6 protein-coding genes and 1 pseudogene are annotated in these 10586 nt (G+C 61.6%); 3 read left to right on the top strand and 4 right to left on the bottom strand.

The window, feature by feature from the left end; all coding sequences use genetic code 11:
• The 4 genes and pseudogenes from AC1DXO_RS09925 to hutI form a co-directional block, all read right to left on the bottom strand.
• Positions 1 to 152, bottom strand: a pseudogene (locus AC1DXO_RS09925) (IS630-like element ISAli3 family transposase); the annotation flags it as partial.
• A 787-nt stretch (positions 153 to 939) separates the two neighbouring features.
• Positions 940 to 2595: a urocanate hydratase gene (gene hutU / locus AC1DXO_RS09920; RefSeq protein ID WP_476977967.1), complete on the bottom strand. Its 1656-nt coding sequence runs from the start codon at positions 2593 to 2595 to the stop codon at positions 940 to 942.
• 189 nt (positions 2596 to 2784) lie between these two features.
• A complete protein-coding gene (hutH, locus tag AC1DXO_RS09915; RefSeq protein ID WP_476977966.1) occupies positions 2785 to 4302 on the bottom strand; it encodes a histidine ammonia-lyase in 1518 nt (505 codons plus the stop codon).
• Complete coding sequence (hutI, locus tag AC1DXO_RS09910; RefSeq protein WP_476977965.1) at positions 4295 to 5473, bottom strand: imidazolonepropionase; 1179 nt, start codon at positions 5471 to 5473, stop codon at positions 4295 to 4297. Before hutI ends, hutH begins: the two co-directional genes overlap by 8 nt.
• A gap of 63 nt (positions 5474 to 5536) precedes the next feature.
• Between hutI and AC1DXO_RS09905 the strand changes: the two genes are divergently transcribed.
• From AC1DXO_RS09905 to AC1DXO_RS09895, 3 genes are all read left to right on the top strand, one after another.
• Positions 5537 to 6853 (top strand): formimidoylglutamate deiminase, encoded by a 1317-nt coding sequence (locus AC1DXO_RS09905; RefSeq protein ID WP_476977964.1) that lies wholly within the window; start codon positions 5537 to 5539, stop codon positions 6851 to 6853.
• A complete protein-coding gene (locus AC1DXO_RS09900) occupies positions 6850 to 7494 on the top strand; it encodes a UTRA domain-containing protein (RefSeq protein WP_476977963.1) in 645 nt (214 codons plus the stop codon). Before AC1DXO_RS09905 ends, AC1DXO_RS09900 begins: the two co-directional genes overlap by 4 nt.
• A 126-nt stretch (positions 7495 to 7620) precedes the next feature.
• A complete protein-coding gene (locus AC1DXO_RS09895) occupies positions 7621 to 10539 on the top strand; it encodes a TIM-barrel domain-containing protein (protein ID WP_476977962.1) in 2919 nt (972 codons plus the stop codon).
• The last annotated feature ends 47 nt before the right edge of the window (positions 10540 to 10586 follow it).

Genomic DNA, 10586 nt, shown 5'->3' with positions numbered 1-10586 from the left:
ATGGTCGCAGCCTCCGTGCGGCTTCGCCCTTCCAATACAAGCGCCAGCGCAAGCATCCGTCGGGCGGCATCAGCGTCATGGCTTCGAGATGCCGCCTGACGAAGACCTGAAGCATCCAAATCCAGACGTGTGATCAAAATCGATGTCGACAAGCCTAAACCCTCCAGCCAAATCAATGACCATAGGAATCACAATCCGCGCCTAAAGGGAATCCCCAGCCAGAGTCACCGCCTATCGCCGTTGGTATAATACCCTGACTCCTCCACTTTTCTTTGGTATCTCGCAACGCTCGTACTTATATTTATCAGGTATGACGTAGAGAGCATAAGACAGGCCACTAGCTTTAATGCCGAGAATTTGTGCAAGGTCGCTGAGCGTTTTACACGCCTGTAGCATTTTCAGGTTGGTCATATTCCCCCGTCAGTTTTTGGGGGCCTACGGATACTCGTTGGCAAACCATCGGTTTACATGGGAATGCGAATAATCCCACAGGAGCATTCTCCCGGACATTGCTTTCAACCGTCACGAAACATGACGGAAAGATCTATCCGTAGGCCTTAAGACGATAAGATTTCATACACGTCAGGCTGTCACGCTTAAAATAGCTTCTCGCGTAAGTTGTCCACAACTAACTTGAGCTTTAGGCAGCGTATTCCGGTTTTTGCACATTGGCTTGTGACGGCGGACCGATTCATCGCAAACTTGGAGACCAAATCATAAGTGGGGAAGTCAAATCTGATGAGCTGTCCCGGATTTGCCAGAGCCTACAGTTCTTCAATAGACGTTACTCGAGATTTGGATCTTTGAATTTGCGAATCAAATCTCCGCTTTTCATGCGAGTGCCTTTACTGCGTCGACTGACGGAATGACTGCTCAGGGCCAAAAGTCGTCATACGGCTTTCGTTTGGTTGTGAAATGGGCTTATTGGCCGCGCCTGAGTTACAAAATCCCCGGCAGGTCCAAGCCCTTCTCCCGGGCGCAGGCCAGGGCGATATCATACCCCGCATCGGCGTGGCGCATCACGCCGGTCGCCGGATCGTTCCACAGCACGCGCTTCAGTCGCTTGGCCGCCGCGTCGGTGCCGTCGGCGACGATGACCATGCCGGCGTGCTGCGAATAGCCCATGCCGACCCCGCCGCCATGATGCAGCGACACCCAGGTGGCGCCCGAAGCCGTATTCAGCAGCGCATTGAGCAATGGCCAGTCGGAAACGGCGTCCGATCCGTCGCGCATGGCCTCGGTTTCGCGGTTGGGTGAGGCGACGCTGCCGGAATCGAGATGGTCGCGACCGATAACGACCGGCGCCTTCAGTTCGCCGGTCCGCACCATCTCGTTAAAGGCCAGGCCCAGCCGATGGCGATCGCCCAGTCCGACCCAGCAGATGCGCGCCGGCAGGCCCTGGAACTTGATACGTTCACGCGCCATGTCGAGCCAGGTGTGCAGATGGGCATTGTCGGGGAGCAGTTCCTTGACCTTGGCGTCGGTGCGGTAGATGTCCTCCGGATCGCCCGACAGCGCCACCCAGCGGAAGGGCCCGATGCCGCGACAGAACAAAGGCCGGATATAGGCCGGCACAAAGCCCGGAAAATCAAAGGCATTGGCGACACCCTGGTCGAAGGCGACCTGGCGGATATTGTTGCCGTAATCGACGGTGGGCACGCCGGCGGCCTGGAAGTCGAGCATGGCGCGGACATGGGTCGCCATCGATGTCTTGGCCGCTTTAGCCACGGCTTGCGGATCGCTTTCTCGCCGGTCCAGCCACTGTTCAACGGTCCAGCCGGCCGGCAGATAGCCGTTGATCGGATCATGGGCCGAGGTCTGGTCGGTCAGCAGGTCGGGCCGCACACCGCGGCGGAAAAGCTCGGGCAGGATCTCGGCGGCATTGCCCAACAGCCCGACCGATATCGGTTTGGTCGCGCCTTTGATCATCGCCAGGGCCTCATCGATACTGTCGGTCGAATGGTCGAGATAGCCCGTCCGCAGCCGCATATCGATCCGCGACGCCTGGCATTCGATGGCCAGGCACGACGCCCCGGCCATGACAGCGGCCAGCGGTTGCGCGCCGCCCATGCCGCCCAGACCGGCGGTCAGCAGCCACTTGCCGGCCAGCGAGCCGCCATAATGCTGGCGACCCATCTCGACAAAGGTCTCATAGGTGCCCTGGACGATGCCCTGGGTGCCGATATAGATCCACGACCCGGCCGTCATCTGGCCGTACATCATCAGGCCCTTGCGATCGAGTTCGTGGAAATGCTCCCAGGTCGACCAGTGCGGCACCAGGTTGGAATTGGCCAGCAGGACGCGCGGGGCATTTTCATGCGTCTCGAACACGCCGACCGGCTTGCCCGACTGGATCAGCAGGGTCTGGTCATCGCCGAGCCGTTTCAGGGTTTCAACGATTCGGTCATAGCTGTTCCAGTCACGCGCCGCCCGGCCGATACCGCCATAGACGACCAGTTCCTCGGGCCGCTCGGCGACGTCGGGATGCAGGTTGTTCATCAGCATGCGCAACGGCGCCTCGGTCAGCCACGAACGGGCAGTTAAGGTCATACCTGTGGCCGGGCGGATGACGCGGGCATTGTCGAGGCGGTTCATAATGTGTCCCTTTTGGTCGAAGGCGGCATCAGGAAATTTGGAACCGCGAATGAACGCGAATGAACGCGAATAAGAGGCGCGCAATCGCGCGCGTATTTTTCTCTGCCAAGTTCACATTGACTGTAATAGCCGGCCTAAAACCGACCTATTCGCGTTCATTGGCGTTCATTCGCGGTTCCAAATCTTTACTTAGGTAACTGTTGGTAACTCGATCCCCTGGATCACCGCCCGATCGCGGACCAAACCGATGGCCTTTTGCATGTCGGGATGGAAATGGCGGTCGTGATCGAGCATAGGTACCTCGGCGCGGACCGTCGCACGTACCCGCTCCAGCACCGGTGACGAGATCAAGGGCCGATGGAAGTCGCAGCCCTGGGCCGCCGCCAGCAATTCGATCGCCACCACGGCCATGGCATTCTCGACCATGGGCATCAGCCGCCGCGCGCCGTGCGCTGCCATCGAGACATGGTCTTCCTGGTTGGCCGAAGTCGGGATGGAATCGACGCTGGCCGGATAGGCGCGCTGCTTGTTTTCGGAGACCAAAGCCGCCGCCGTCACCTGCGGGATCATGAAACCCGAATTGAGCCCCGGCTGCGGCGTCAGAAAGGCCGGCAGGCGCGATAAAGCTGGATCGACCAGCATGGCGACGCGACGCTCGCTCAGGGAGCCGATTTCGCACACCGCCATGGCGATCATGTCGGCAGCGAAGGCCACCGGTTCGGCGTGGAAATTGCCGCCGCTCAAGGCTTCGTCGGTCTCCGAGAAGATCAGCGGATTGTCGGTAACGCCATTGGCTTCGGTCAGTAGCGTAGTTGCCGCCTGGCGCAGCAGGTCGAGCACGGCGCCCATCACCTGGGGCTGGCAGCGCAGGCAATAGGGATCCTGGACGCGGTCGTCGCCCTTCAGATGCGAGGCGCGGATGTCCGAGCCGTGCATCAGGTCGCGCAGTGTGTCGGCGACTTCGATCTGGCCGCGATGGCGGCGCAGGGCGTGGATGCGTGGATCGAACGGCGTGTCGGAGCCCTTGGCGGCTTCGGTCGACAGGGCGCCGGTCACCAGCGCGGACTGGAACAGGACCTCGGCTTCGAACAGTCCGGCCAGGGCAAAGGCGGTCGAAAACTGCGTGCCGTTGAGCAGGGCCAGGCCCTCCTTGGGGCCTAGCACCAGGGGCGCCAGACCGTGTTCGGCCAGGGCCTGGGCGGCGGGCACGACACGACCGCCTGTTTCAATCTCGCCTTCGCCGATCAGGGTGGCGGCCAGATGGGCCAGTGGCGCCAGGTCGCCCGACGCGCCGACACTGCCCTGGCAGGGAATGATCGGGATCAGGTCGCGCGCCAGCATGGCTTCGAGACGCTGCAGGGTTTCCAGACGGATGCCCGACGCGCCCTGGGCCAGGGACGCCAGTTTCAGCGCCATCATCAGCCGGACAACCGATCGCGCCGAAGGTTCACCAACGCCGGCGGCGTGGCTGAGCACGATATTGCGTTGCAGGGTCTCCAGATCGTCGTCGCCGATACGCACGCTGGCCAGCTTGCCGAAGCCGGTATTGATGCCGTAGATCGGCTCATGACGCGCCAGGATACGCGTCACGGCCTCGGCCGAGGCGATGACGCCGGCCAGGCAGGCCCGATCGAGGCTTGGGGTGGCGCCGCGATAGATGGCACACCATTGGTCATGCGTGACCTGACCTGGAGTTATTTCAAGCATCGGGTTCGCCTTCGAAAACGCGTGAATACAGGGGATTGCGGCCCAGCCAGTAGACCAGCTCGGCCGGATCGCGGACGTCCCAGACCGCGAGATTGCACATCTTGCCGGCTTCCAGCGTGCCGATGTCGTTGCGCAAGCCCAGGGCGCGGGCGGCATTGATCGTCACCCCGGCCAGGCATTCGGCGACAGTCAGGCGAAACAGCGTCGCGCCCATATTGAGCACGGTCAGCAGGGAGGTGAGGGGCGACGTGCCGGGGTTGCAGTCGGTGGCCAGGGCCATGGGAATGCCGGCCGCACGCAAGGCGCTGATCGGCGGCAGCTTGGTTTCGCGCAGGAAGTAAAACGCGCCGGGCAACAGCACAGCGATCGTGCCGGCGGCCTGCATGGCGGTAATTCCGGAACTGTCGAGATGTTCGAGATGGTCGGCCGATAGGGCGTTGTAGCGCGCGGCGAGGGCCGCGCCGTTCTGGTTGGACAACTGTTCGGCGTGCAGCTTGACCGGCAGTCCATGGGTGCGGGCGGCCTCGAGCACACGCTGCGTCTGGGCCGGCGTAAAGCCGATCCCTTCGCAAAAGGCGTCGACCGCATCGGCCAAACCGATGGCGGCCGGGATGATATCGTTGCAGACATGGTCTATATAGGCGTCGGCATCCCTGAATTCTGGCGGCACGGCGTGGGCGGCCAGCAGGGTCGTCGCCACCTGCACCCTGCGCGGCAGGTTGCGCGCCACCTGCAGCATCTTCAACTCGTCGTCGAGGGTCAGGCCATAGCCAGACTTGATCTCGACCGTGGTGACGCCTTGACGCAGCAAATCGTCGAGCCGCGGCAGGGTCTGGGCGATCAGTTCGGATTCTGACGCCGCGCGGGTGGCGCGGACCGTCGACATGATGCCGCCGCCGGCCCGGGCAATGTCGTCATAGGACGCACCGTCCAGCCGCATCTGGAACTCATGGGCGCGATTGCCGGCAAAGACGAGATGGGTGTGGCAATCGATCAGGCCCGGCGTGACCAATCTGCCGCCAAGATCCGTCTCTGGCGCCTCGATCGGGGGCGCAGTCGCCGCAGGTCCGGCATAGGTGATACGGCCCTGGTCAGCGTGGATCACGCCGTCGTCTATGACATCCATACCCGATGTCATGGTCAGCAGACGGGCATTTTTCCAGATGCGCATCAAGGTTCCCGTAGCGAACAGCGATTATTATGTATATACATAATATCGAACGGAGTCGCGGTCATGTCAATGGAAACCTTGTGGTTCGGTGAAGCCCTTTTGCCGGCGGGCTGGGCGAGGGATGTCGGTATCACCGTAACGGACGGCGTTGTCACCGCGGTTGAAACCGGTGTTGCGCCGGCGGGCGCCGAACGCCATGGCGCTGTGGTGCCGGGCATGAACAACCTGCACAGCCACGCCTTTCAACGCGCCATGGCCGGACTGACCGAACGCGGTTCGGGCGACGACAGTTTCTGGACGTGGCGCGACCTGATGTACCGCTATCTGGCGCAATTGACGCCCGATGACATCGAGGCCATCACCGCCCTGGCCTATATGGAGATGCTGGAAGGTGGTTTTACCCGCGCCGGAGAATTCCACTACCTGCACCACGATAGCGATGGCCGCCCCTATGGCGATCCGGCCGAAATGGCCGGACGCATCTGTGCTGCGGCCGCACAGACAGGAATCGGCCTGACCCTGCTGCCGGTGTTTTACGCTCATTCGGGATTCGGTGGGCTGCCGCCGACAGATGGCCAGAAGCGCTTCATCCACGACATCGATGGCTTCAACCGACTGCTGGACGATTGTCGCCGACACGCAACGGGGGACACGGTTATCGGCCGAGCCCTGCATTCCCTGCGCGCCATCACACCGCAGCAACTGACGGCCTTGGCGACCGGCGACGGGCCGGTCCATATCCATATCGCCGAGCAGGAAAAGGAAGTCGCCGACTGCCTGGCGTGGAGCGGTCAGCGGCCGGTCGAATGGTTGTTCGACCATGCCGATATCGGGCCGAACTGGTGCCTGGTTCACGCCACCCACATGACCCCTTCCGAGCGCACCATGCTGGCCCGTTCAAACGCCGTGGCCGGCCTGTGCCCGATCACCGAAGCCAATCTGGGTGACGGCGTCTTTCCAGCAGAGGCTTTCGTCGCCGAAGGCGGCCGCTTCGGCATCGGTTCGGACAGCAATGTCCGTATCGACGCGACCGAGGAACTGCGTCTTCTGGAATATTCCCAGCGTCTGTTCCTGAAAAAGCGAAATGTGATCTCGGGCTTATACGACAAGGCTTTGCGGGGCGGCGCCCAGGCGCTTGGCGTGGGTTCAGGCATCGCCGTCGGCCAGACTGCCGATCTGGTCAGCCTCAATCTTATCCATGCCGGATTGATCGAAAAGAGCGGCGACGACCTGCTCGATGCGTGGATATTCTCGGCTGGCAAGAACGCCATCGACTGCGTCTGGCGGCGCGGCCACAAGGTCGTCGCCGGTGGCCGTCACCTCCAGCGCGATGCCATCCTGGTGGCTGTCCGGCCGGTTCTGGCGAGGCTCAAGTCATGAGCCTCCATCGCCGTATCCATGACGACATGTCCAGCCGTATAACGTCGGGCGCACTGAAGCCCGGCGACCGCCTGCCGACCGAGGCCGAACTGATGCAGGCCTATGGCTGTTCGCGCATGACCGCCTATAAGGCGCTGTCGCAATTGCAGGCGGCCGGATTGATCGAGCGCCGGCGCAAGGCCGGGTCCTTCGTCGCTGCGCCACAATTGTCATCGACGGTTCTGGAAATACCCGACCTTCAGGCCCAGACCGAGGCGCGCGGCGAAACCTACCAGTTCCGCCTGCTTTTGCAGCGCGTGCGCGGCCGTGAACTGGAAGTATCCGGGGTCCATGTCTGCGCCGGGCGGCCCTTATGCGTCGAAACCCGGACGATCCATCTCGACGCCGTGCCCGAGGCGCTGACCATCAACTTCGCCCATATCTCGCCCGGCCGCTGGTTGTTGCAGCAGGTGCGTTGGACCCAGGCGGAAAACCGCATCAGCGCCATTGTGGCCGACGGCGAAATTTCCCGTCTGCTGGAAATCACCAGGGGCAGCGCCTGCCTGCGGGTCGAGCGCGAAACCTGGCGCGATGGCGAAGCGGTGACGGCGGTCCGCCAGGTTTTCGACGGCGCCCATTATCATCTGGTGGCGAAGTTTTAAGCGCTTGCTTTAGACCTGTGTCAAAAAGTCAGACAATTGTCTTGACTGTTGCTAACCGCGTGATAGCGCTATCACAATTGGGCTTGGCGATAACGGCCCGTGGCAGGAAACATAACGGACTTGGCTATGAAAGCATTTTGGTTGGCTGGCTGTGTATCGGCGCTGGCATTGGTGTCGGGCGCAGCGTTCGCGGCTGTTCCCACGGGCCTCGACGCCAATGGCCATCTGGAAAGCGTGCAACCGGCCGCTTCCACAGGCTTCGCTTATGTCCGCCTGGCGGATGGCGTGCAGATCACCCGCGGCGCCATCACCAAGAACATTATCTTTTACAGTCCGGATACGGTCCGGGTGAATGCCAATCTCGGCAAGTCCTACTGGACCGCCCCCAGCCTGGTCGTGGTCGACAAGCCGGACCCCGTCGCCTTCGACGTCACGGAGACGGCCGACACCGTGACCATCGTGTCGCAGAAACTGGTTATCGTTATCGACAAGGCGTCCGGCGGGCTGACCTTTCAGGACCCTTCCGGCCGGGTCTATACGCGCGAACGCGCGGGTACGCCTGAGCAGATCAAGCCGGTCGAGATTTCCGGCGCCCCGACCTACGAAGTGCAAAACACCTTCACGCTTAAACCCGACGAAGGCATATTCGGTTTCGGCTTCATCAACGAAGGTGAGCTCAACCGCCGCAACAAGGATATCCTGCTGGTCCAGACCAATACGGGTATCGTTATTCCCGTCATGATGTCCTCGGAAAAATACGGCATCCTGTGGGACACCTATTCGATCATGAAGTTCAAGGATGACGCGGACGGCGCCACCCTGTGGGCGGAAAGCGCCCCCGGCGGCGTCGACTACTACTTCATGGCCGGCAGCACCATGGATGACGTCGTGAAGTCCTATCGTCATCTGACGGGTGAGGCGCCGATGTATCCGAAACAGGCGTTCGGCCTGTTCATGAGCAAGGAACGCTACAAGACCCAGGCCCGGTTGCTTGAGGTGGCGCGGACCTTCCGGGAAAAGCAGTTCCCGCTCGATTACATCGTCCAGGACTGGCAATATTGGGGTTCGGACAAGGACGGCAGCTGGAGCGGCATGACCTGGAACCCGGAACGCTATCCGGACCCAGAGGGCATGACCCGGGAACTGCACGATGAGCACCTGAAGCTGATGGTGTCGATCTGGCCGTCGATTGGCAATGACACAGACCTTGCCCGGGAGCTGGATGCCAGCGGTCTGCGCTTCGCGCCGCTTCACTGGATATCGAAACACGCGCGGATTTATGACGCCTATAGCCCCAAGGGGCGGCAGATCTATTTCAAGCACATCAAGAAAGGCCTGTTGGACAAGGGCGTCGACGCCCTGTGGATGGACGGCACCGAGGTCGAGGTCGGTACCGCGTGCTGGGATCCCTACGAAGTGGCGCGTGACATCAAGAGCCTGGGTAACAACACGCTGGGCGATGCTTCACGGTATCTCAACCCGTACAGCCTGATGACCACGCAGGGCACCTATGACGGCCAGCGCGCGACGAGCGACAAGCGCGTGTTCACCTTGACGCGGTCCGCCTGGGCCGGGGCCCAGCGCACGGGCGCCGCGTCGTGGTCAGGCGATATTTTTGCCAGCTGGAAGACCTTCGGCGAGCAAATCAACGGCGGCGCCAATGTGACGATCACCGGCAACCCATACTGGTCACAGGACACCGGCGGCTTCTTTGTTACGGAATTCCAGGGCGGCGAGCAAAATCCGGCCTATCGCGAGCTGTTCGCGCGCTGGTTCCAGTTTGGCGCCTTTAACCCGATCTTCCGCGTTCACGGCACCAGCATCGAACGCGAACCCTACATTTTCAAGGATCTCGATCCGGAAATGTACAACTCGCTGGTTCAGTCGGTAAACCTGCGTTACCGGCTGCTGCCCTATATCTACAGCCTGAGCTGGAAGGTGACGTCGGACGGCTATACGCTGATGCGCGCCCTGCCGATGGATTTTCCCGACGACCGCGCGACCTTCAACATCAATGACGCCTTCATGTTCGGGTCCTCCATCCTGGTCCATCCCGTCACCCACGCGATGTACCACGTTCAGGAGCCGCCGGCGGAAACCATCCCCAGCGCGTATTTGCGCACCCCGTCGGGCCAGCCCGGACTGGAAGGGCAATATTTCGCCGGCGAGAAATTCGAGACGCCGAAGGGCAAAACCATCGATGCGACGCTTGACCTGAGATGGCCGGGGCCGCCCCTGGCCCAGCCGCCGGCGGGTTTGGACAGTGTGGACCATTTCTCGGCGCGTTGGGAAGGCAGCATCGTGGCGCCGGAAGACGGGGAATATGAAATCGGCATCGAGGGCGATGACGGTTTCCGCCTTTTCCTCGATGGCAAGCTGCTCGTCGATGATTGGGACTATGGCGCCAATCGCTTCAAGAGCACGAAAATCACCCTGAAGAAGGGCCAGGCGCTTCCGGTCAAGGTCGAGTTCTTCCAGGGCGCCGCGGACCGCCGACTGCGGCTGTCGTGGCGCACGCCCAGCCAGCTCCAGGCTTTGAAATCCGCCACAAAGTCATTGGACCTGAAGGTCGCGACCTATCTGCCCGCCGGCACCGGCTGGTATGATTTCTACACCAATGATCGGTTCGACGGAGGCCAGACGGTTGTCCGTGAGGCACCGCTCGACGTCGTGCCTCTGTATATTCGTGCCGGATCGATCATTCCCATGGGACCGCTCCAGCAATATGCGACGGAAAAACCGGACGCGCCGTATGAGATCCGCGTCTATCCCGGCGCCCAGGCCGCCTTTACGGTGTACGAGGACGACAACGAAACCTACGACTACGAAAAGGGTCAGTTCGCGACCTTCGACCTGACGTGGGATGACAAGACGCAAATCCTGACCATCGGCCCGCGCAAGGGAACCTTCCCCGGCCTGGTGGGCACCAGGACCCTGAACATCGTCATCGCGAAGCCGGGGCAGGGCACGGGCGGCAATCCGGCTCCGGTCACAAAATCCGTTGTTTACAAGGGCACGTCTATGGCGGTCAGTTTCAAGAACTGAAGGCTGTCGGCGTGTGCCATGGCAATATGGCACAAGGTGTGTTGGTC

The organism is Asticcacaulis sp. P2_C5 (assembly GCF_056404555.1).
The sequence above is the reverse complement of the archived record's forward strand: the minus strand, read 5'-3'. Positions and strand labels throughout refer to the sequence as shown.

Excerpts from the sequence above, each read along its gene's own strand:
- hutU (WP_476977967.1), bottom strand. The coding sequence starts at position 2,595 with ATGAACCGCCTCGACAATGCCCGCGTCATCCGCCCGGCCACAGGTATG.
- hutH (WP_476977966.1), bottom strand. The coding sequence starts at position 4,302 with ATGCTTGAAATAACTCCAGGTCAGGTCACGCATGACCAATGGTGTGCC.
- hutI (WP_476977965.1), bottom strand. The coding sequence starts at position 5,473 with ATGCGCATCTGGAAAAATGCCCGTCTGCTGACCATGACATCGGGTATG.
- AC1DXO_RS09905 (WP_476977964.1), top strand. The coding sequence starts at position 5,537 with ATGTCAATGGAAACCTTGTGGTTCGGTGAAGCCCTTTTGCCGGCGGGC.
- AC1DXO_RS09900 (WP_476977963.1), top strand. The coding sequence starts at position 6,850 with ATGAGCCTCCATCGCCGTATCCATGACGACATGTCCAGCCGTATAACG.
- AC1DXO_RS09895 (WP_476977962.1), top strand. The coding sequence starts at position 7,621 with ATGAAAGCATTTTGGTTGGCTGGCTGTGTATCGGCGCTGGCATTGGTG.